Here is a 21,015-nt window from a genome sequence, read left to right as displayed (position 1 = left end):
CATTTGCGGCTGGCTACTTTCCCGGGCAGCACAGCTGGTTTCGTTCGCCGCATGGCACGTAGCCTTTCGGACAGTCCGCCGCGGCAATCGCGGGCAGCACGACGAGCGCGATCGCGGCGAACAACGCAATGATTTGATTCATATGCTCGATCCCAAACCTGGCCACCGGTTTGAAGGTAGTAGGCCGGGAGGTTATCGAATCGAGGTTGAACGGACAAGTGAACGAGTTCACAGGCGCCCGGTTCCCGCGAGACGAGAGTGGCCGCGGCGAGAACACGCAGGCGCGTTCGCCGTTGAAGATCGAATGCGGATCGACTGAAAACCGCTCGCGTGCCCCGGACGCAGCGCAGCGCTCCCCTGGCGATGCGAAGCATCGTCCAGTTCAGCGGTGCGCTGCAGAGCCGGGGCCCATCTCCCCGCATTCGCTGGCGCCGCCTTCTGGGTCCCGGCTCTGCGGAGCGGCACGTCGCGCCGCGCCGCGTCCGGGACATAGGAGTGGGCATGTGCTCGCCACCTGCCTCCGTCATTGCGGGCGCAGCGACTTGTCCGCCAAAGCCTCTGGCGAAGGTAGAAGCAATCCAGATTGTCGCCGCCGAGGCAACCTGGATTGCTTCGTCGCTTCGCTCCTCGCAATGACGGGATCGGGGTATTCGCACCCGTCAGAGTCCGATGCGGGCGGCTGGCGATGATGGAATATTACCCCTGTTTTGCCCGACGCCGCAACCGGATTCGGCAAGACCGAAATTGGCGAGGCTTTTCAGTCCCGCCTCTACTGTGCATGGGGTTGTTTTCGCACTTTTGGTTTTGGAGCGGCTGCGCCGCTCCAAACGCGGCGCGAGCTATCCCGCGCCGGCGCGCTTCTTCTGCCAGACCAGATGCACGGCGCAGGTGCAGCCCGGCGGATGCGAGGCGAGGTCCTTCGAGGTCTCATCGTTCGCGGCCGTCGCCGCGAAGGCCTTGTCCGCGTCCTCGCGCGACGGGATGTAGTTCAGCACCGGCGCGAGCCAGCGCTCGGTCTCCGCGACCGTCATGCCCTTGCGCGCGGCGTAGTCCTCGACCTGGTCGCGCTCGATCTTGCCGACGCCGAAATAATAGCTCTCGGGGTTGGCGAAGTAGAGCCCGGACACGCTGGAGCCCGGCCACATCGCAAAGCTCTCGGTCAGCTTCACGCCGGCGGTAGCTTCCGCATCGAGCAGCTCGAACAGCGTCGCCTTCTCGGTGTGATCGGGCTGCGCGGGATAGCCGGGCGCCGGGCGGATGCCCTGATACTTCTCCAGGATCAGCTCCTCGCTGGAGAGGGCCTCGTCCGGTGCATAGGCCCAGAACTCGCGGCGCACGCGGACATGCATGCGCTCGGCGAAAGCCTCGGCGAGACGGTCGGCCAGCGCCTTGCACAGGATCGAGGAGTAATCGTCGTTCGCCATCTTGAAGCGGTCGGCGACGGCATCCTCGCCGATGCCGGCCGTGACGACGAAGCCGCCGATATAGTCGGGCACGCCGGCGGGCGCGATGAAGTCCGACAGTGCGGCATTGAAGCGGCCCTCGCGCTTCTCGAGCTGCTGGCGCAGCGTGTGCAGCGTCGCGATCTGCTTCGCACGGCTCTCGTCGGTGTAGAGCACGATGTCGTCGCCTTGCGCATTGGCCGGCCAGAAGCCGACCGTCGCGCGGGCCCGGAACCACTTCTCCTTGACGATGGTGTCGAGCATCTTGCGCGCGTCGTCATAGAGCGAGCGTGCGACCTCGCCGACCTTGGCGTCGTCAAGGATCGCCGGGAAGCGTCCCGCGAGCTCCCAGGTCTGGAAGAACGGCGTCCAGTCGATATAGGGCACGAGCTCAGCGAGATCGTATTCGTCGAAGCTCTTGGTGCCGAGGAAAGTCGGCTTCACCGGCTTGCTCGCGGCAAAATCGACCGGCACGCGGTTCTTGCGGGCGTCGGCCAGCTTCAGGCGCTTCTTGTCCGCCTGTGCGCGCAGATGCGCGTCCGAAATCTTTGCGTATTCGGCCCGCACCTCGGCAGCATAGGCCTCGCGCTTCTCCGGCGAGAGCAGCGAGGACGCGACGCCGACGGCGCGGCTGGCGTCGTTGACATGCACGACGGGGCCGGCGCGATAGCTCGGGTCGATCTTCACCGCCGTATGCACGCGGCTGGTGGTGGCGCCGCCGATCAGCAGCGGCAGCTTCAGTCCCTCGCGCTGCAATTCGCCGGCGAAGAACGCCATCTCGTCGAGCGAGGGCGTGATCAGGCCGGAGAGCCCGACGATGTCGGCTTTCTCGGCCTTCACCGTCTCGACGATCTTGGCGGCCGGCACCATCACGCCGAGGTCGATGACCTCGTAGTTGTTGCACTGGAGCACGATGCCGACGATGTTCTTGCCGATGTCGTGGACGTCTCCCTTCACCGTCGCGAGCACGATCTTGCCGGCGGACGAGGAACCCTCGCTGCCGATGCCGTTGGCAAGGTTGCGGGCCTTCTCCTCCTCCATGAACGGCATGAGATAGGCAACGGCCTGCTTCATCACGCGCGCGGACTTCACCACCTGCGGCAGGAACATCTTGCCGTCGCCGAAGAGGTCGCCGACCACGTTCATGCCGGCCATCAGCGGCCCCTCGATCACGTCGAGCGGGCGCGAGGAGGTCTTGCGGGCTTCCTCGGTGTCCTGCTCGATGAATTCGGTGATGCCGTGCACCAGCGAATGCGACAGCCGCTTCGCCACCGGCCATTCGCGCCAGGCGAGATCGGCTTCCTTGCTCTCGGTCTTCTTGCCGCGGAATTTCTCGGCGAGCGCAAGCAGGCGCTCGGAGGCGCCCGCGTCGCGGTTGAGGACGACGTCCTCGCAGGTCTGGCGCAGCTCGGGGTCGATGTCGTCATAGACGATCATCTGCCCGGCGTTGACGATGCCCATGTCCATGCCGGCCTTGATGGCGTGATACAGGAACACCGAGTGCATGGCCTCGCGCACCGGCTCGTTGCCGCGGAACGAGAACGACAGATTGGAGACGCCGCCCGAGACATGCGCGCCCGGCAGGTTCTGGCGGATCCAGCGCGTCGCCTCGATGAAGTCGACGCCGTAGTTATTGTGCTCCTCGATGCCGGTTGCGATCGCGAAGATGTTGGGATCGAAGATGATGTCCTCGGGCGGGAGGCCGACCCTGTTCACCAGGATGTCGTAGGCGCGCTTGCAGATCTCGGTCTTGCGCGCGAACGTGTCGGCTTGGCCGACCTCGTCGAACGCCATCACCACCACGGCGGCGCCGTGGCGACGTGCGATCTTCGCCTCGTGGATGAACTTCTCCTCGCCTTCCTTCATCGAGATCGAATTGACGACCGGCTTGCCCTGCACGCATTTCAGGCCGGCTTCGATCACCGAGAATTTCGAGGAGTCCACCATCACGGGGACGCGGGCGATGTCGGGCTCGGCGGCGACGAGGTTGAGGAAGGTCACCATCGCCGCTTCGGAATCGAGCAGGCCTTCGTCCATGTTGACGTCGATGATCTGCGCGCCGTTCTCGACCTGGTCGCGCGCGACCTGCAGCGCGGCGGTGTAGTCGCCGTTGGTGATCAGCTTGCGGAATTTCGCGGAGCCCGTGACGTTGGTGCGTTCGCCGACATTGACGAAGGGAATGGCGTCGGTGAGCACGAACGGCTCGAGGCCGGACAGCCGCAAGCGCGGCTCGATCTCGGGCACAAGGCGCGGCTTGTGCGGGGCAACCGCGGCGGCGATCGCGGCGATATGGTCCGGCGTGGTGCCGCAGCAGCCGCCGACGATGTTGACCAAGCCATCACGGGCGAACTCGCCGACCAGGCGCGCCATGTATTCCGGCGTCTCGTCGTACTGGCCGAACTCGTTGGGCAGGCCGGCGTTCGGGTAGGCGCAAACAAGCGTGTCGGCGACGCGGCCGATATCGGCGATGTGGGCGCGGAGGTCTTCGGCACCGAGCGCACAGTTGAAGCCGATGGTGACGGGCTTTGCGTGCCGCACCGAGTTCCAGAACGCTTCCGGCATCTGGCCCGACAGCAGGCGGCCGGACTTGTCGGTGATGGTGCCCGACACCATCACGGGCATGTCGATGCCGAGCTCCTCGGTGATCTCGGCGATCGCATAGAGCGCCGCCTTGGCGTTGAGCGTGTCGAAGATGGTCTCGACCAGCAGGAGGTCGACGCCGCCGTCGATCAGGCCGCGGATCTGCTCGCCATAGGATTTGCGCAGATCGTCGAAGGTGACGGCGCGGTAGCCCGGATTGGACACATCGGGCGAGATCGAGGCAGTGCGGTTGGTGGGGCCGATGGCGCCGGCGACGAAGCGCGGCTTGCCGTCCTCGGCTTCGACGCGCCTTGCGGCATTGCCGGCGAGGCGGGCGCCTTCGCGCGCCATCTCGTAGACGATGTCGGTGAGGTCGTAGTCGGCCTGCGCGATCGAGGTCGTCGAGAAGGTGTTGGTCGCGACGATGTCGGCGCCGGCGCGCAAATAGGCGGCGTGGATGTCCTCGATCGCCTGCGGCTGGGTAAGGATCAAGAGGTCGTTGTTGCCGCGCAGGTCGCGATGAAAATTCTTGAAGCGCTCGCCGCGGAAGGCGGCCTCGTCGAACTGCAGGTTCTGGATCATCGTGCCCATGGCGCCGTCGAGCACGAGGATGCGTTCGCGTGCGGCGTTGATCAGGGCAGTTCGCTTGGTGGAGACGGGTACGGTCATTTTCTCTTACGCAGCCTTCTGGGCGCTCTTGGCGCGAATGCCGAGCAAATGGCTGATCGCGAACACGAGATCGGCGCGGTTCATGGTGTAGAAATGGAAGGTGTCGACGCCGTGCTTGGCGAGCTTCTGCACCTGGCCGGCCGCAACGGTCGCAGCGACCAGCTTGCGGGTCTCGGCGTCTTCGTCGAGGCCTTCGAATTTCGCGGCGAACCAGTCCGGCACGGTGGTGCCGGCGCGGGTGACGAAATTGCGGGCCTGCTTGAAATTGTGCATGGGCATGATGCCCGGCACGATCGGGATATTGATGCCGCGGGCGCGGACGCGGTCGAGATAGCGGAAGTAGAGGTCGTTGTCGAAGAACACCTGGGTGATGGCGCGCGTCGCGCCGGCGTCGACCTTGGCCTGCAGCGTGTCGATGTCGTCGTCGAAGTCGCGCGCCTCGGGGTGCTTCTCAGGGTAAGCCGAGACCGAGACCTCGATGTCGCCGTGCCGCTTCTTGATCCCTGCGACGAGTTCGGCCGAGCTCTGGTAGCCGTCGGGGTGGCTCGAATAAGGCGTGCCGATGCCGCCGGCGGGATCGCCGCGCAGGCCGACGATGTGGCGGACGCCGACCTCGTGATAGCGGTCGACGATCTCGTCGATCTCCCCGCGCGAGGCGCCGACGCAGGTCAGATGCGCGGCCGGCAGCAGCGCGGTTTCCTTGAGGATGCGGGCGATGGTCGAATGGGTGCGCTCGCGGGTCGAGCCGCCGGCGCCATAGGTCACCGAGACGAATTTCGGGTCGAGCGGGGCCAGCCGGTTGATGGTCTCCCAGAGATTGCGCTCCATCTCCTCGGTCTTGGGCGGAAAGAACTCGAAGGAGATCGCAGGCCGCTTCAGGTGCCCGTCATGCCGGTCGGCTGTCGCAGGCGTCGTCAGGTCAGTCATGGCACCGTTCACTCCAGGGGTCCCGCCAGTCTTCGTGGCCGGCCGTCAGGTCTCGTTTGGGAGCGCGTAAGATAGGACAACGGCGATTGGGCCGACAGCCCATTGGTGGTGGGAAGTGGCCCACTTGCGGTGGGGCAACCGGTATTCCCTGCCATTTTAAGGTTTCGGTGGGATTCGGATAATAACAACAATTATTTAGTTTCTACAATATATTAGCTGATAAATCGGCGGTGTGTTGCTTCTCTGAATCGGGGTGGGCAATGTGAAGGCCGTATTTCTCCCGCTGATCTTGTCCCAACATCGGTGACTTGGCCGGGCACAGGCGCGGCTCACACACGCCAGATCTGCGCCGCGTGCCATTGCCGCGGCGCGGCCCTCGACTACGTTAACGCGCCATGATCCCGCTCTCAGTTCTCGACCTTTCCGTCGTCACCACAGGCACTAGGCCCGCCGCGGCGCTGCGCAACAGCATCGATCTGGCCAGGCATGTCGATGGTCTCGGCTACGTCCGCTACTGGCTCGCCGAGCATCACAACCTCGCCTCGGTTGCAAGCCCCGCGCCCGATGTGATGATCGGGCAGATCGCGGCGGTCACAAAACACATCCGCGTCGGCTCGGGCGGCGTGATGCTGCCCAACCACGCGCCGCTGGTCGTGGCCGAGCGCTTCAAGATGCTGGAGGCGCTGTTTCCCGGCCGCATCGATCTCGGGCTCGGCCGTGCGCCGGGCACCGACGGCGCGACGGCTTACGCGCTGCGCAGCCGGCTCGACCGTCGCGAGGGCGACGATTTTCTCGAGCGGCTGCACGAACTGATTCTGTGGCAGACCCGCGAATTCCCGTCGGGACACCCCTACAACAATGTCGTGGCGATGCCCGACGATACCGCCTTGCCGCCGATCTGGCTGCTCGGCTCCAGCGATTATTCTTCGGAGCTCGCCGCGCAAGTCGGCATGGGCTTCGCCTTCGCGCATCATTTTGCGTCCCACGATGCGATCGACGCGATGGTGCACTACCGTGACCACTTCACACCCTCGGCCTGGAGCGCGAGCCCGCAGGCGATCCTCGCGGTCGCCGTCATTGCGGCGGATACGGATGAGGAGGCCGAAAAACTCGCGGCGTCCTTCGACCTCAACCGCCTGCGCCGCGACCGTGGCCAGTATCTGCCGCTGCCGAGTGTCGAGGAGGCGCTGGCTTATCCCTATACGGATTCCGAGCGCATCTCGATCGCGCGCAACCGCTCGCGCCTGTTCGTCGGCAACCCGGCGACGGTGCAGAAGAAGCTGCAGCCGCTGATCGATGCGAGCAAGCCGGATGAGTTGATGGTGATCACGGCCGTGTACGATCACGAGGCGCGGAAGAAGTCGTATTCGCTGCTGGCCGAGGCGTTCGGGCTTAGAGCCGCGGCGTAGGCCGCTCTCGTGCCCCGGACGCAGCGCAGCGCTTCTTCAGCGGTGCGCTGCAGAGCCGGGGCCCATCGCAGCCCCGGATATCGCAGCCCCTGAGTCCCGGCTCGCGCTGCGCGCGTCCGGGACGCGAGACTAATCCTGCGTTTCGCTGAACGTCGCGCGGAACGGGTGGCCCGGATAGACGCCGACGATGCGGAATTCGCGCGAGAAGAATTTCAGCTCCTCGATCGCGAAGGCGAGGCCCTTGTCGTCGGGATGGCCGTCGACGTCGGCATAGAACTGCGTGGCGAAGAAATTGCCGTCGACCATGTAGCTCTCGAGCTTGGTCATGTTGACGCCGTTGGTGGCAAAGCCGCCGAGCGCCTTGTAGAGCGCCGCGGGCAGGTTGCGCACGCGGAAGACAAAAGTGGTGACCAGCGGGCCGGAGCCTTGCGCTGCCCATTTCGGCTCGCGCGCCAGCACCACGAAGCGCGTGGTGTTGTGCGCCTCGTCCTCGATGTCCTCGGCGAGGATGTCGAGGCCGTAGATCTTGGCGGCGAGGCGCGAGGCGATCGCGGCGACGGTCTTGTCCTTGCGCTCGGAGATGTCGCGGGCGCTGCCGGCGGTGTCGGCATGCACGATCGGCTTGATGCCGAGCTTGCGGATGATGCGCCGGCACTGGCCGAGCGCATGGACATGACTCTCGACGCTCTTGATGTCCTCGAGCTTGGTCCCCTTCACGGCCATCAACTGGTGGCGGACCGGCAAGAACCATTCGCCGATAATGAAGAGGCCGGAGGCCGGCAGGAGATGATGGATGTCGGCAACCCGGCCCGCGACCGAATTCTCGATCGGGATCATGCCGAGATCGGCTTCGCCCGACGAGATCGCCGACAGTGCGTCCTCGAAGGTAGCACAGGGCATCGGCTCGGCGTCGGGATAGGCCTCGACGATGGCGATGTGGGAATTGGCTCCAGGTTCACCCTGGAATGCGATCTTCATCTTGCTCATGGTCGGCCTTCTAGCAGCGGCTCAGGATTTGGAAAGGATGCTGCGCGCGGTTTCGAGATCGGGCGGCGTGTCGACGCCGCGGGGCACGCTGTCGACGATCATGATGTCGATCCGCATGCCGGCTTCTACCGCCCGGAGCTGCTCCAGGCTCTCCTGCTTTTCGAGGGGGGAGGGCGGCAGCGACACGAACCGCTCCAGCGCGGCACGGCGATAGGCGTAAAGCCCGATATGGTGGTATCGCGGTCCGTTGCCGTAAGGGGCGGTGGCGCGGGTGAAATAAAGTGCCCGCAGCCGCTTCGGCCCGATTTGCGAGCCGACTGCCTTGACGACGCTCGGGGCGAGATCCTCCTCCTCGGTGTGGATCTGCGAGGCCAGCGTCACGATGTCGACCGCGGGGTCCTCAAAGGGCGGCAGCACCTCGCGGATCGTTGCCGGCGTGATGGTCGGGAAATCGCCCTGCAGATTGATCACGATCTCGGCCTTGCCCTCGGGATCCAGCTTCTGCATGGCCTCGTGGATGCGGTCCGAGCCGGAGGGGTGGTCGGCGCGGGTCATCACCGCCTCGCCGCCATGGGCGGTTACGACTGCGGCGATCTCGTCGGTGTCGGTGGCCACCGCAACCCGGCCGATGCCGGCGGCCTCGGCACGGCGCATCACATGCACGATCATCGGCTGGCCCGCGATGTCGGCGAGCGGCTTGCCGGGCAGACGGGTGGCGGCCATGCGGGCCGGGATCAGCACCAGGATGCGGGGATCGATCATCGGTTCAAGAGCCTGGAAACGGGGCGTTTTCCGCGCCGAGAAATGGGGTGGGGACGGGCTGAAAGCCGGGTCGCTTATACGGGTTGCCAGACCCCGGGCAAACCGATATCTCAATGGCAAAACTCGGGGAAACAATAAGGAACGTTTTTGATTCTCCCGAGGCTCGTCCTGGCGGCCGCCCGGCCGCTAATCCTTCTTGCGGTGTGGGGCCTGGCCGGAAATGGACTCTTTCGAACTCAATAAAATTCTCGGTGCCGTTCTTGGCACCTGTCTCATCCTGCTGGTGACGAGCTTCACCGCCCAGGCGCTATTCTCACCGAAGATGCCGGAAAAGCCGGGTTTCGAGATCGCGGTCAAGGAAGACGCCGGTCATGGCGGCAAGGAAGGCGGCGCTGCCGCTGCTTCCTCCGAGCCGATCGAAAAGCTGCTCCAGACTGCCTCCGTCGAAAAGGGCGCGGCTGCCGCCAAGAAGTGCGGCGCCTGCCACACCTTCGAGAAGGGCGGCCCGAATCGCGTCGGTCCGAACCTCTATGGTGTCGTCGGCGAAGCCCGGGGTGAGGGCCGCAACGGCTTCAACTTCTCGGCTGCGATGAAGGGCAAGGGCGGTACCTGGACCTTCGACGACCTCAACAAGTTCATCGCCAATCCGAAGGGCTTCATCCCGGGCACCGCAATGGGCTTCGCCGGTATCCCCAAGGATTCCGAGCGCGCCGACGTCATTGCCTATCTGAATTCGCTGTCGGAGCATCCGCAGCCGCTGCCGACGGCCTCGAAATAAGGCCTCAAAAGCTGGACTTGGAAGACGCGGCCAGGCTGGAAAGCCTGGCCGTTTCCATATCCGGGCCTCGCGGCGAATTTATCGGGGCGTTTGGCCGCATCCGGCAGGCCATCCGGCCTTCCAACATGAGGAAAAAGCAACATATTCCGTCGAAACCTCGCCTATATTGGGAACTTAAAGGAGTAGCCTCCTTCAAGACAGGACTATTGATTTGGCCATTACCCGACGCGATCTCCTGCTCACCGGTGCTGCGGCCGCAGCGCTCCCCGCCCTCGGTTCCGCGGCGGGCGTTCCCGTCATCGGTACGGCCGCGGCGCAATCGGCGAGCGAGCCGCCCTGGCGTCATGCGTTGTCGCTGTTCGGGAAGGTCAAGTATCCCGCCGACTTCAAGCGCTTCGACTACGTCAATCCGGAAGCGCCGAAGGGCGGCGTCGTGCGCCAGATCGCTGTCGGCACGTTCGACAATTTCAACATCGTCGTGTCGGGGGTGAAGGGCCAGGTGTCCGGAGCGGTCGCTTTCATCTACGAAACCCTGCTGACGCCTGCGCTCGACGAAGTCTCGACCGAATATGGCGCGCTGGCCGAAGCCGTCAGCCACCCCGACGACTTCTCCTTCGTCATCTATCGTTTGCGGCCGCAGGCCAAATGGCATGACGGCAAGCCGGTCACTGTCGAGGACGTGATCTTCTCGCTCGATTCCTTCAAGAAGCACCACCCGATGTACTCGGCCTATTACAGCCATGTGGTCCGGGCCGAGAAGGTGGGCGAGCGCGACGTGAAATTCGTGTTCGACGCGCCGGGCAATCGCGAACTGCCGCAGATCGTCGGCCAGCTCACGGTCCTGCCCAAGCATTGGTGGGAAGGGACGGACGCGCAAGGCCGCAAGCGCGATGTCTCCGCGACCACGCTCGAAGTGCCGCTCGGCTCCGGGCCCTACAAGATCAAGGAATTCGTCGCCGGACGCTCGATCACGCTGGAGCGCGTCAAGGACTATTGGGGCCGCGATTTCGCCGCCAACGTGGGCCGCAACAATTTCGACGAGCTGCGCTACGAGTATTTCCGCGACGCCACCGTGGCGATCGAGGCGTTCAAGGCCGATCAGGTCGATTGGCGTAACGAGAACAGCGCGAAGAGCTGGGCGACGGCCTACGATTTCCCGGCCGTGGCCGAGAAGCGCGTGATCCTCGAAGAGTTCGCCAATCGCAGCTCCGGCGTGATGCAGGCTTTCGTGCCGAACCTGCGCCGCGCCAAGTTCAGCGATCCGCGCGTGCGCCGCGCGCTCAACTACGCATTCGACTTCGAGGAGATGAACAAGCAGATCTTCTTCGGTCAGTACAAGCGCATCAGCAGCTATTTCGACGGCATCGACGAGCTCATGGCGACCGGCCTGCCTCAGGGAAAAGAGCTCGAGATCCTCGAGACCGTTCGCGCCCAGGTGCCGCCCGAAGTCTTCACGACGGCCTACACCAATCCGGTCGGCGGCAGCCCGGAAGCCGTGCGCGACAATCTGCGCGAGGCGCTGCGCCTGCTCAAGGAGGCCGGCTACGAGGTGCGCGACCGCAAGCTGATCGACGTCAAGACCGGCACTCAGTTCTCGCTTGAATTGCTCAATCAGGATCCGAGCTTCGAGCGGGTCACGCTGTTCTACAAGCCGTCGCTGGAGCGGCTCGGCATTGCCGTGAACGTGCGGACAGTCGACCCGACCCAATACGAGAACAGGACGCGCGACTGGGATTTCGACATCGTCACCAATTCCTGGGGCGAGTCGCAATCGCCGGGCAACGAGCAGCGCGAGTTCTGGTCGTCCAAGACCGCCGACATCGCCGGTTCGCGCAATATCGCCGGCATCAAGAACCCGGCGGTCGACAAGCTGATCGAGCGGCTGATCTACGCCACGGACCGCGACGATCTCGTCGCGGCCACCAAGGCGCTCGATCGCGTGCTGCTGTGGAATCACTACGTCGTGCCGCAATGGACCTATAACAAGGTGCGCACCGCGCGCTGGGACCGCTTCGGCCGGCCCTCGGAATTGCCCAAATACGGCCAGTCCGGATTCCCGTTCATCTGGTGGTACGACGCAGACAAGGCGGCGCGGATCGCAAAGAAGTCGTGAAGGATTTCCCCCGTATGGCGCAGCTTTCACGCCGGCATGTGCTGGTCCTGGGTGCGGGCGGTGCGCTCAGCGTCGCCCTGTCGCGCGGCGCGGCGGCCTCGGAAGGGCCGGTCGAAGCGCACGGCATCTCGGCCTTCGGCGACCTCAAATATCCCGCGGACTTCCGCCAATTCGACTACGTCAATCTCGACGCGCCGAAGGGCGGCACGTTCTCGCTGATTCCGTCGGTGCGCGCCTACAACCAGTCCTACCAGACCTTCAACTCGCTCAATGCCTACATCCTCAAGGGTGACGGCGCGCAGGGCATGGACATGACGTTCGTGCCGCTGATGGTGCGCGCAAACGACGAGCCCGATGCGATGTACGGGCTGGCCGCCAAATCCGTGCAGATCTCGCCGGACAAACTGGTCTATCGCTTCACCATGCGGCCCGAAGCGAAATTCCATGACGGGACCAGGCTGACGGCGCATGATGCGGCGTTTTCGCTGACGGCGCTGAAGACCAAGGGGCATCCGCTGATCATCGTGCAGATGCGCGACATGGTCAGTGCGGAAGCCGTCGACGATGCGACGCTGGTCGTCACCTTCGCCAAGGGACGCGCGCGCGACGTCCCGCTCTATGTCGCGGGCCTGCCGATCTTCTCGAAGGCCTATTACGCCTCCCGTCCGTTCGACGAGTCGTCGCTGGACATCCCGCTCGGCTCGGGCCCGTACAAGGTGGGCAGGTTCGAGGTCAATCGCTACATCGAATACGAGCGGGTGAAGGACTGGTGGGCCGCCAATCTGCCGGTCTGCCGCGGCAGCTACAATTTCGATGTCGTGCGCTACGAATTCTATCGCGATCGCGACGTCGCGTTCGAGGGCTTCACCGGCAAGAACTATCTGTATCGGGAGGAGTTCACCTCCCGCATCTGGGCGACGCGTTACGACTTCCCGGCCGTGAAGGACGGTCGCGTCAAGATGGAGGTCGTGCCCGACGATACGCCCTCCGGTGCGCAGGGCTGGTTCATCAACACGCGGCGCGACAAGTTCAAAGACCCTCGCGTGCGCGAGGCCCTGATCAACGCCTTCGATTTCGAGTGGACCAACAAGACCATCATGTACGGCGCCTATGCCCGTACGGTGTCGCCGTTCCAGAATTCGGACCTCATGGCCGGCGATGGGCCTCCGTCGCCGGATGAGCTGAAGCTGCTGGAGCCGTTCCGCGGCCAGGTTCCCGACGACGTATTCGCCGCGCCGTTCACGCCGCCCGTTTCAGACGGCTCCGGCCAGGACCGCAGCCTGCTGCGCAAGGCGCAGCAATTGCTGAACGAGGCCGGCGTACCCATCAAGGACGGCAAGCGGGTGCTGCCGAACGGCGAGATCTTCAAGATCGAGTTCCTGCTCGACGAGCCTTCTTTCCAGCCGCACCATGCGCCTTACGTCAAGAATCTCGGGACGCTCGGCATTGAGGCGAGCGTGCGTGTCGTCGATGCCGTGCAGCACAAGGCGCGCCAGGAAGATTTCGATTTCGACATGACGATCCAGCGCTTCAGCATGTCGGCGACCCCGGGCGATGCCATGCGCGCGTTCTTCTCGTCGCAGGTCGCGAACACCAAGGGTTCGTACAATCTGGCGGGCGTCGCCAATCCGGCCATCGACGCCATGATCGAGAAGATCATGGCGGCCGACAGCCGCGAGGAATTGACCATTGCCTGCCGTGCCTTCGACCGTCTGTTCCGTGCCGGCCGCTATTGGGTGCCGCAATGGTACAACAAGACCCACCGGCTGGCTTATTGGGACCAGTTCGGTCACCCACAGAAGCTGCCGCGTTACGCCAACGGCGTCGGTGCTCCCGACATCTGGTGGTATGACGGCTCCAAGGCGGCCAAGCTCGAGCAGGCGAAATAATCATGAGCGCCTATATCGCCCGTCGCCTCCTCCTGATGATCCCGACTTTGCTCGGGATCCTCTTCGTCTCCTTCGTCGTGGTGCAGTTCGCGCCGGGTGGCCCGGTCGAGCGCGTGATCGCGCAGCTCTCTGGCGCCGACACCGGCGGCACCTCGCGCATTTCGGGCGGCGGCGACTTTGCGCAGCGCGCGCCGGGGCAGGTCGGTGCCGGCGGCGATGCCATCAACTCCAAATATCGCGGCGCGCAGGGCCTCGACCCTGATTTCATCAAGAAGCTCGAGGTGCAGTTCGGCTTCGACAAGCCGGCACCGGAACGCTTCGCGCTGATGGTGTGGAATTTCGCGCGCTTCGACTTCGGCAAGAGCTATTTCCGCGATGTCAGCGTGCTCCAGCTCATCAAGGAGAAGCTGCCGGTCTCGATCTCGCTTGGCCTCTGGCTGACGCTTCTGACTTACCTGATCTCGATCCCGCTCGGCATTCGCAAGGCGGTGAACGACGGTGCGCGGTTTGATACCTGGACCTCGACCGTGCTCGTGCTCGGCTATGCCATTCCGGGCTTCCTGTTCGCGATCCTCCTGATCATCCTTTTTGCCGGCGGTTCGTTCTTCAACTGGTTCCCGCTGCGCGGATTGACCTCGGACGGCTGGTCGCAATTTCCCTGGTATTGGAAGATCATCGACTATTTCTGGCATCTGACGTTGCCGCTGATCGCCATGGGGCTGGGTGCGTTCACCACCATGACGTTCCTGACCAAGAACTCGTTCCTGGACGAGATCCGCAAGCAATACGTCATGACCGCCCGCGCCAAGGGCTGCAGCGAGAACCGGGTGCTCTACGGCCACGTCTTCCGCAACGCCATGCTGATCGTGATCGCCGGCTTCCCCGGGACCTTCATCCACGCCTTCTTTTCCGGCTCGCTTCTGATCGAGACCATCTTCTCGCTGGACGGGCTCGGGCTGCTCAGCTTCGAGAGCGTGCTCAACCGCGACTATCCCGTGGTGTTCGGCACGCTCTACATCTTCTCGCTGGTCGGACTCGTGATCAACCTGGTCTCCGACCTGACCTATATGTGGATCGATCCGCGGATCGATTTCGAGGCGCGGGAGGTCTGATGACGATCACCGCACCGACGCCGATCGAGACCACGGCGAAGTCGCCGCTCGGCGATGCCGTTCCGATCACGCGCAAGCCGTTCGCGCCCTCGCCGCTCAACAAGCGGCGTTGGCAGAACTTCAAGGCCAACCGGCGCGGCTACTGGTCGTTCTGGATCTTCATCATCCTGTTCGTGGTCTCGCTGTTCGCCGAGTTGATTGCCAACGATCGGCCCTTCCTGATCAAGTTCGACGGCCGCCTCTATTGGCCTGCCTTCGTCACCTATTCGGAGACGACCTTCGGCGGCGATTTCGAGACGGCGGCGGACTACCGCGACCCCTATCTGCAGAAGCTGATCAAGGACAAGGGCGGCACCATCGTCTGGCCGCTGATCCGCTACTCCTACGACACCCACAATCTCGACCTGCCGACGCCGGCGCCGTCGCCGCCGACCTGGATGCTGACGGAGAAGCAATGCCAGCCGGTGGTGGAGAAGAAGGGGCTGAAGAGCTGCCGCGACCTCGAATACAACTGGCTCGGCACCGATGATCAGGGCCGCGACGTGGTGGCGCGGCTGATCTACGGCTTCCGCATTTCGGTGCTGTTCGGCCTTTGCCTCACCATCGTCTCGTCCGTCGTCGGCATCGCGGCGGGCGCGGTGCAGGGTTATTTCGGCGGCCGGGTCGACCTCATCTTCCAGCGCTTCATCGAGATTTGGACGGCCATACCCTCGCTCTACCTTCTCCTGATCCTGTCCTCGGTGCTCGTGCCCGGCTTCTTCGTGCTGCTCGGCATCCTCTTGCTGTTTTCCTGGGTCTCGCTGGTTGGTCTGGTGCGGGCCGAATTCCTGCGCGGGCGCAATTTTGAGTACATCCAGGCGGCGCGGGCGCTCGGCGTCTCCAACCCGGTGATCATGTTCCGTCATCTGCTGCCGAACGCGATGGTGGCGACCATGACGTTCCTGCCGTTCATCGTGTCGAGCTCGGTGATGACACTGACGGCACTCGATTTCCTCGGCTTCGGCCTGCCGCCGGGATCGCCTTCGCTGGGCGAGCTGCTGTCGCAGGCCAAGGCCAATGTGCAGGCGCCCTGGCTCGGCTTCTCCGGCTTCTTCTCGGTCGCGATCATGCTGTCGCTGCTGATCTTCATCGGCGAAGCCGTGCGCGACGCCTTCGATCCGCGCAAGACGTTCAGGTAAGGCCATGGACGCGATCAATCAGCCCCTGCTTGCCGTTCGCGACCTTTCGGTGGCCTTCCACCAGGGTGGCGCCACCACGCTCGCGGTCGACAAGGTCTCGTTCCAGATCAAGCGCGGCGAATGCGTCGCGCTGGTCGGTGAATCCGGCTCCGGCAAGTCGGTCAGCGCGCTCTCGATCCTGAAGCTGCTGCCGTATCCGAACGCCTCGCACCCCACGGGCAGCATCCGCTTCAAGGGACAGGAGCTGATCGACCAGTCCGAGCAGCAGATGCGGGAGATCCGCGGGAGCGACATCTCCATCATCTTCCAGGAGCCGATGACCTCGCTCAATCCGTTGCACACGATCGAGGCGCAGATCGGCGAGATCATCCAGCTGCACAATCCGACCAGCAATGCCGAGGCGCGCAAGCGGACCCTGGAGCTCTTGACGCAGGTCGGCATTCCCGATCCCGAGACGCGGCTGAAGAGCTATCCGCATCAGCTCTCCGGCGGCCAACGCCAGCGCGTGATGATCGCGATGGCGCTCGCCAACGAGCCGGACCTGCTGATCGCGGACGAGCCCACCACGGCGCTCGACGTCACCGTGCAGGCGCAGATCCTGGCGCTGCTGGCCGAGATCCGCTCCCGGCTCGGCATGAGCCTGCTGTTCATCACCCATGACCTCGGCATCGTCCGCCGCATCGCGGACACCGTCTGCGTCATGAAGGGCGGCGTGATCGTCGAGCAGGGGCCGGTCGAGCAGGTCTTCAAGACCCCGAAGCATCCCTATACGCGCGATTTGCTCGCGGCGGAGCCGAAGCCCGATCCGGCGCCGCCGCAGCCGGACGCGCCGGTGGTGATGTCGGCGGACGATCTGAAGGTCTGGTTTCCGATCAAGCGCGGCCTGATGCGCAAGACGGTCGGTCACATCAAGGCGGTCGACGGTGTCAGCGTCGCCGTGCGCAAGGGCGAGACGCTCGGCGTCGTCGGCGAATCCGGCTCGGGCAAGACCACGCTGGGGCTGGCGTTGTTGCGGCTGATCTCCTCGAACGGGCGCATCGTGTTCCTCGGCAAGGACATTCAGGGCCTGCGCTTCAAGGAGATGCGGCCGTTCCGGCGCGACATGCAGATCGTATTCCAGGATCCGTTCGGCTCGCTCAGTCCGCGCATGTCGGTCGCCGACATCATCGCCGAAGGCCTGTCCGTGCATCAGCCGAACCTCTCGCGCGAGGAGCGCGAGGCGCGCGTCGTCAAGGCGCTGGAAGATGTCGGGCTGAAGCCGGACACGCGCCACCGTTATCCGCACGAGTTCTCCGGCGGCCAGCGTCAGCGCATCTCGATCGCGCGCGCGGTGGTGCTCGAGCCGGATTTCGTCGTGCTGGACGAGCCGACCAGCGCGCTCGACATGCTGTTCCAGGCCCAGATGGTGGATCTGCTGCGCGAGCTCCAGCGCAAGCGCGAACTCACCTACATGTTCATCTCGCACGATCTGCGCGTCGTCGCCTCGCTCGCCAGCCACCTCATCGTGATGCGCGGCGGCAAGGTGGTCGAGGAGGGACAGGCGGCCGAGCTGTTCAAGAACCCGAAGACGGATTACACGCGGGCCCTGTTCGCGGCGGCGTTCCGGCTGGAGACGGCGGGCAACGGGGCGGTGGCGACGTAGCCCGCCATTTCCAGGCGTGCGAGCAGAACTCGAGGGGCGGTTTCAATTCCGGTCGAGGTGGCTTCACCCGGCCAATCGCGTTGATTTACGCAGCGCGATCCTTGTCCGAGCGGTCCTCGGCCGAGGTTGCCGTTTCTTCCAACTTCTTTTCGTAGCTGGCCTCGAGCCTCTCGATGCTGTCGGCCCACATCCTCAGCATTGAGACCTGAAAGTGCATCATCGGCTTCAGGGCATTCATGCCCATTGCTGTCGCGGCGGCGATACGTCGTTGCGGCTCGCTCGCGAAACGATCTGCATTGGTGTTGTCTGCCATGCTGTTCGCTCCTTCGCTCTGGTGCTATTGCCTAAGCTATCGGCCTGGCTGTGAACTGCGTTCTTCCAGGCGCTCGGCCAAAATCTGATCCACCGCGAGCCGCGCACATTGCTCATCGTGCAATTCGTCCAGCTTTTTCAGGTAGGCGACTGCGGCGATTTGCAGGAGATCGAAATCATCTTCGCCGGTATCGCGAAGATTGGAAATGTAGCGGTGGAGGGCGGAGCGCCTGTCATCATTCTCGCTGATGCCGCTGTGGACCAGCAAGTAGTTCCGCCAAGCGAACGCACACGCGCCTTCTCTGGCCTGAGAACTCATGGGCACCTCCCTAAGCCAGAGAAAGGCTGACGACGCGTTTCGTTCCGCGAAACTCCGAGATGTAACGTTGTTCCGTAGCTGCACCGCACGGTGCGAGATGCCGGAGCGGATCGCCCTTCCGGTGCCGGGGGGCATGCCCGTGTTCCCGGAACGCGAGGGATCTGCGCTGGAGTGTCGCAGCCGGCTCGCACAAATGTATCGGTTTCCGAGGTAATATCCCCGCCTCAAGCTGATTGCGCCGGTGATGGCTGCAAAGCTGTCTGCGGGCACTGTCGCCTTGCTGATGCTTGGTGCAACGGTGCTTTTGATCGCAATTCGAGCGCCCTTGTGGCTATCGCTGCTGCTCGGCTCTTTTACGCTGGCGGTGCTGTATATCGTCGCGAGAACGCGGTCGCGTTACGATCCGCTCGATCCGCGCTTCGGCAGCTGCATCCCCCCGATCTACAAGCCGAAACCAGGCGCCAGCCACGATCGTGACGTCTGATCCGCGCGGCGACTTCGTGAGGAGACGGCCTATAGCCGCTTGATCTCCGCGACGTCGCTGCCGGCCTGCCTGATCCGCGCAATCGCAGGCCCGATCGGCTCGACCACCGTCGCCATGTGATGGGCATTGGCGTGAACCATGGTGTTGCCGTCACGGACGATCGCGACATGCCCTTTCCAGAAGATCAGGTCGCCGCGCCGCAAGCTGCTGCGCTCATGCGGCTCCAGCGCGCGGCCGAGCCCCGCCTGCTGCATGTCGCTGTCGCGCGGGCAGCCGATGCCGGCAGCCTCCAGGGACACCTGCACAAGGCCGGAGCAGTCGATGCCGAGGCTGCTCTTGCCGCCCCACAGATAGGGCGTTCCGACGAAGCGTTCTGCGATCGCGACAAAATCGGACTCATAGTCGTGGAGGTCGGCGAGATGCCGTTTCGGCAAATACTGACCGTCACGAGTGACGGCGAAAACGCCGTCTTCGCGCGTGATTTCGACCCATGAGCCCATGACCAGCGACTCCGTGGGCGGTAGTTTGATGGATGGGCCGGGGAAGGCGAGGGTCCGGATCGCCGAAACCTTGTGGTTCGGTTCGGTATTTTCGCTCGCCAGCGAAGAGTCGGGCAGCCACCCCACGTAACCGTCGATGTTGAGTTGCCCCCAGGCCCAGCCTTCGCCGTTGCGATCGTAGACGGTGACGCGCTCACCCTTCAAGGCCTGGGTCATCAGTTCAGCGTCCGCCGCGGGCGCGCGTCGCAGCGGAACGATCGTTTCCGTCACCTCGCAAATTTCGCCCTCGACGAAACGATCGGCCTGCACCTTGCCTTCGAGATACTTTGCGGCGAGGTCGCCCCGCGCCGGCGTCAGCCTTGGGTCGTATTCTGGATCACGCATAGCGCTCGCTCAGCACCTTGTAGATGGCGCGCGCGGCCTGGCACTCGCCGCCTTCGGGGCGCGCAGGCTTGGCCGACGGCGTCCAGCCGTAGATGTCGACATGCAGCCAGCTCCCGGCGTGCTCGACGAAGCGTTGCAGGAACAGCGCGCAGGTGATCGAGCCGGCAAAGCCGCCGGACGGCGCGTTGGTGATGGTGGCGGTCTTGGAGTCCAGCCACGCATCGTAAGGCGGCCACAGCGGCATGCGCCACAACGGATCGTTCTCCTTCGCCGCGCAGCGCGCGACATCGGCGGCCAGCGTCTCATCATTGGTGTAAAAGGGCGGTAAATCCGGGCCCAGCGCAACGCGCGCCGCGCCGGTCAGCGTGCCCAGATCGATCAGCAGGTCGGGCTTCTCCTCGTCGGCGAGCGCCAACGCGTCGGCAAGCACCAGGCGGCCTTCCGCATCCGTATTGCCGATCTCGACCGTGATGCCCTTGCGGGAGGTGAAGATGTCGAGCGGGCGGAAGGCATTTCCGGCGACCGCGTTCTCGACCGCGGGGATCAGCACGCGCAGCCGCACCTTCAGCTTGGCGTCCATCACCATGCGCGCCAGCGCCAGCACGTTGGCGGCGCCGCCCATGTCCTTCTTCATGATCAGCATGCCGCTCGACGGCTTGAGGTCGAGCCCGCCGGTGTCGAAGCAGACGCCCTTGCCGACCAACGTCACCTTGGGATGCGCAGGGTCGCCCCAGCCGATGTCGATCAGCCGCGGCGCGCGGTCGGAGGCCATGCCGACGGCGTGGATCAGCGGAAAACTCTTCTCCAGCTCCTCGCCGATGGTGCACGCGAAGCTCGCGCCGAATTCGGCGGCAAGCGCTTGCGCTGCCGCGGCGAGCTCTTCCGGCCCCATGTCGTTGGAGGGCGTGTTGATGAGGTCGCGTGCCAGCATCGCGGCGTTTGCGATGCGATCGATCTCGGCGGCGTCCACGCCGTCGGGCGGCACGAGGCGGACCTCCGGCCTGTCGGCCTTGCGGTAGCGGGCAAAGCGGTAGGTGCCGAGCGCGAAGGCGAGCGCGGCGAGCCGTGCATCGTGCGGTGCATTGGCGAAGCGGTAGGTCCCCGGCGGCAGCAGGCCGGGCAGGGCGCCCGGCCGGAACAGGTCGCGCGACCTTGCCCCTTCGTCCTCGAGGCCGAACAGCACTTGCGCGATGGTGCCGTCGGGCGCGGGCAGCGCGAGATAGCCGCCCGGCTTGGCCGAATAGGCGCTCGCGGTGGCGAACTGGCGCTGCGCCGGCGGCAGGCTCTCGCGCACGGCATCCCAGCCCGACTTGGTGACGAAGGTGATCGGGATGGCGGTCGAGGACGTCTCAAAGACAGAGGGCATTGGTGGGTCCGGATCGTCTGGTCAGGCAAACTCCAGGAGACTTCGCAGAGTTTTGCCGTGGCCGCAATCAGCTTTGCTGCCGGTCCATCGGTGGCCGCTACTCGCTGCAAGGCGGCCATGCTAGGTTCCGGCAAAGGCCGTCAGGCGTACGAAGGATCGTCG

At 64.5% G+C, this 21,015-nt stretch carries 17 protein-coding genes; 8 read left to right on the top strand and 9 right to left on the bottom strand.

Annotated elements, in window-relative coordinates:
- Nucleotides 1–13 precede the first annotated feature (13 nt).
- The 3 genes from JQ617_RS40250 to metF all read right to left on the bottom strand — a co-directional run bounded on the left by JQ617_RS40250 (nucleotide 14) and on the right by metF (nucleotide 5,618).
- Nucleotides 14–142: a hypothetical protein gene (locus tag JQ617_RS40250; protein WP_283806199.1), complete on the bottom strand. Its 129-nt coding sequence runs from the start codon at nucleotides 140–142 to the stop codon at nucleotides 14–16.
- A gap of 697 nt (nucleotides 143–839) precedes the next feature.
- On the bottom strand, nucleotides 840–4,691 hold the full coding sequence (metH, locus tag JQ617_RS16290; RefSeq protein WP_212027181.1) for a methionine synthase: 3,852 nt from the start codon (nucleotides 4,689–4,691) through the stop codon (nucleotides 840–842).
- A 6-nt stretch (nucleotides 4,692–4,697) separates the two neighbouring features.
- Entirely contained in the window at nucleotides 4,698–5,618 is a 921-nt protein-coding gene (gene metF / locus JQ617_RS16285) for a methylenetetrahydrofolate reductase [NAD(P)H] (protein WP_212027180.1), read from the bottom strand.
- Between the two features lie 395 nt (nucleotides 5,619–6,013).
- Here metF and JQ617_RS16280 point away from each other — a divergent pair, with 395 nt between their 5' ends.
- Nucleotides 6,014–7,027 carry an LLM class flavin-dependent oxidoreductase gene (locus tag JQ617_RS16280; RefSeq protein WP_212027179.1) on the top strand — a complete coding sequence of 338 codons (1,014 nt, stop codon included), beginning with the start codon at nucleotides 6,014–6,016 and terminating at the stop codon, nucleotides 7,025–7,027.
- 129 nt (nucleotides 7,028–7,156) lie between these two features.
- On the opposite strand, the gene JQ617_RS16275 is transcribed toward JQ617_RS16280, so the two are convergent.
- Nucleotides 7,157–8,014, bottom strand: coding sequence for a prephenate dehydratase (locus JQ617_RS16275; RefSeq protein ID WP_063694269.1), 858 nt, complete (start codon nucleotides 8,012–8,014; stop codon nucleotides 7,157–7,159).
- A gap of 21 nt (nucleotides 8,015–8,035) precedes the next feature.
- Nucleotides 8,036–8,776 (bottom strand): 3-deoxy-manno-octulosonate cytidylyltransferase, encoded by a 741-nt coding sequence (locus tag JQ617_RS16270; protein ID WP_212027178.1) that lies wholly within the window; start codon nucleotides 8,774–8,776, stop codon nucleotides 8,036–8,038.
- A 220-nt stretch (nucleotides 8,777–8,996) separates the two neighbouring features.
- Here JQ617_RS16270 and JQ617_RS16265 point away from each other — a divergent pair, with 220 nt between their 5' ends.
- The 6 genes from JQ617_RS16265 to JQ617_RS16240 all read left to right on the top strand — a co-directional run bounded on the left by JQ617_RS16265 (nucleotide 8,997) and on the right by JQ617_RS16240 (nucleotide 17,488).
- On the top strand, nucleotides 8,997–9,554 hold the full coding sequence (locus JQ617_RS16265; RefSeq protein ID WP_063694267.1) for a c-type cytochrome: 558 nt from the start codon (nucleotides 8,997–8,999) through the stop codon (nucleotides 9,552–9,554).
- Nucleotides 9,555–9,765: 211 nt separating this feature from the next.
- Nucleotides 9,766–11,667 (top strand): extracellular solute-binding protein, encoded by a 1,902-nt coding sequence (locus JQ617_RS16260; protein WP_212027177.1) that lies wholly within the window; start codon nucleotides 9,766–9,768, stop codon nucleotides 11,665–11,667.
- A gap of 14 nt (nucleotides 11,668–11,681) precedes the next feature.
- On the top strand, nucleotides 11,682–13,556 hold the full coding sequence (locus JQ617_RS16255) for an extracellular solute-binding protein (RefSeq protein ID WP_212027176.1): 1,875 nt from the start codon (nucleotides 11,682–11,684) through the stop codon (nucleotides 13,554–13,556).
- 2 nt (nucleotides 13,557–13,558) lie between these two features.
- Nucleotides 13,559–14,668 (top strand): microcin C ABC transporter permease YejB, encoded by a 1,110-nt coding sequence (locus tag JQ617_RS16250; RefSeq protein ID WP_063694264.1) that lies wholly within the window; start codon nucleotides 13,559–13,561, stop codon nucleotides 14,666–14,668.
- A complete protein-coding gene (locus JQ617_RS16245) occupies nucleotides 14,668–15,846 on the top strand; it encodes an ABC transporter permease (protein ID WP_063694263.1) in 1,179 nt (392 codons plus the stop codon). The genes JQ617_RS16250 and JQ617_RS16245 overlap by 1 nt, the downstream gene beginning before the upstream one ends.
- Before the next feature lie 4 nt (nucleotides 15,847–15,850).
- A complete protein-coding gene (locus JQ617_RS16240) occupies nucleotides 15,851–17,488 on the top strand; it encodes an ABC transporter ATP-binding protein (RefSeq protein WP_212027175.1) in 1,638 nt (545 codons plus the stop codon).
- Nucleotides 17,489–17,573: 85 nt separating this feature from the next.
- Here JQ617_RS16240 and JQ617_RS16235 read toward each other — a convergent pair whose 3' ends face one another.
- Together JQ617_RS16235 and JQ617_RS16230 are read right to left on the bottom strand one after the other, a co-directional pair.
- Nucleotides 17,574–17,801: a hypothetical protein gene (locus tag JQ617_RS16235; RefSeq protein WP_212027174.1), complete on the bottom strand. Its 228-nt coding sequence runs from the start codon at nucleotides 17,799–17,801 to the stop codon at nucleotides 17,574–17,576.
- Between the two features lie 36 nt (nucleotides 17,802–17,837).
- Nucleotides 17,838–18,119 (bottom strand): hypothetical protein, encoded by a 282-nt coding sequence (locus tag JQ617_RS16230; protein ID WP_212027173.1) that lies wholly within the window; start codon nucleotides 18,117–18,119, stop codon nucleotides 17,838–17,840.
- A 244-nt stretch (nucleotides 18,120–18,363) separates the two neighbouring features.
- Here JQ617_RS16230 and JQ617_RS16225 point away from each other — a divergent pair, with 244 nt between their 5' ends.
- Nucleotides 18,364–18,603 (top strand): hypothetical protein, encoded by a 240-nt coding sequence (locus JQ617_RS16225; protein ID WP_212027453.1) that lies wholly within the window; start codon nucleotides 18,364–18,366, stop codon nucleotides 18,601–18,603.
- A 29-nt stretch (nucleotides 18,604–18,632) separates the two neighbouring features.
- Here the strand turns inward: JQ617_RS16225 and JQ617_RS16220 are convergent, their stop codons facing one another.
- Complete coding sequence (locus tag JQ617_RS16220) at nucleotides 18,633–19,487, bottom strand: C40 family peptidase (protein WP_212027172.1); 855 nt, start codon at nucleotides 19,485–19,487, stop codon at nucleotides 18,633–18,635.
- A complete protein-coding gene (locus tag JQ617_RS16215; RefSeq protein WP_212027171.1) occupies nucleotides 19,480–20,853 on the bottom strand; it encodes a leucyl aminopeptidase family protein in 1,374 nt (457 codons plus the stop codon). The genes JQ617_RS16220 and JQ617_RS16215 overlap by 8 nt, the downstream gene beginning before the upstream one ends.
- Between the last annotated feature and the right edge of the window lie 162 nt (nucleotides 20,854–21,015).

The organism is Bradyrhizobium sp. KB893862 SZCCT0404 (assembly GCF_018130885.1).
GTDB lineage: Bacteria > Pseudomonadota > Alphaproteobacteria > Rhizobiales > Xanthobacteraceae > Bradyrhizobium > Bradyrhizobium stylosanthis.
The sequence above is the reverse complement of the archived record's forward strand: the minus strand, read 5'-3'. Positions and strand labels throughout refer to the sequence as shown.